A 688-nucleotide genomic window follows, 5' to 3' on the forward strand; every position below is an offset into this window, starting at 1 on the left:
CCTGGCCGACCGCCAGGTCGGGCACATCTGCGGCCTGTGCCGCGACGACAAATCCCGCCCCTGGCGCGCCATCGCCTCCCACGCCGACGACGCCGCCGACCAGTTCGAGGACGCGGCCTTCCGCCTGCAATTCCTGCCCGCGGACCTGCCCGCCGACATCCGCGCGACCCTGCTGCAACTGGCCGCGCAGGCGGTCATGGCGGCCAAGGACTATGTCCGCCTGCTCTGTGCCCTGCGCAGCCTGCACCAGGGCATGCCCCGGCGCGAGATGCGCCTGCTGATCGGCCTGTTCGACCGGCTGCACGCCCACGAACATGCCACCGACGCGGCCGAGCGCGACGTCTTCGCCCGGCTGATGCATGCCGACCTCGACGCAAGGACCGTCACGCTCGCCACCGCCATCGCCGGGGCGCTCGAATCCGTGGCCGATGCCCTGCTCAATGCCGGTCGCCTGTTGTCCGACCACGCCGTAGGAGAGTGGTTTGCCCCCTGATCCCATCTCGACCCATCCCATCCCGGCCGTACCTATCCAGGTCGCGCCCATCCCGGTCGACGCCATCCCGGTCATCGAACCCGGCGTGCTGCCTCCGCCCGACGGCGCGGTCGCCCAACTGGGCGGCAAGGCGTTCAACCTCATGCGCCTTGCCGCCGCCGGCCTGCCCGTGCCGCCCGGCTTCGTGCTGCCGAC

Annotated in this window: 2 protein-coding genes; both read left to right on the forward strand. The window is 71.8% G+C overall.

Features of this window, described 5'->3' with window-relative positions; genetic code table 11:
* The coding region (locus HUK84_RS21545) for a DUF47 family protein (RefSeq protein ID WP_176641965.1) at positions 1–493 on the forward strand (493 nt) is incomplete at its 5' end.
* The coding region (locus HUK84_RS21550; protein ID WP_218064500.1) for a hypothetical protein at positions 483–688 on the forward strand (206 nt) is incomplete at its 3' end. The genes HUK84_RS21545 and HUK84_RS21550, both read left to right, overlap by 11 nt.

The sequence above is a fragment of the Nguyenibacter vanlangensis genome (genome assembly GCF_013376155.1).
GTDB classification, from domain to species: domain Bacteria; phylum Pseudomonadota; class Alphaproteobacteria; order Acetobacterales; family Acetobacteraceae; genus Gluconacetobacter; species Gluconacetobacter vanlangensis.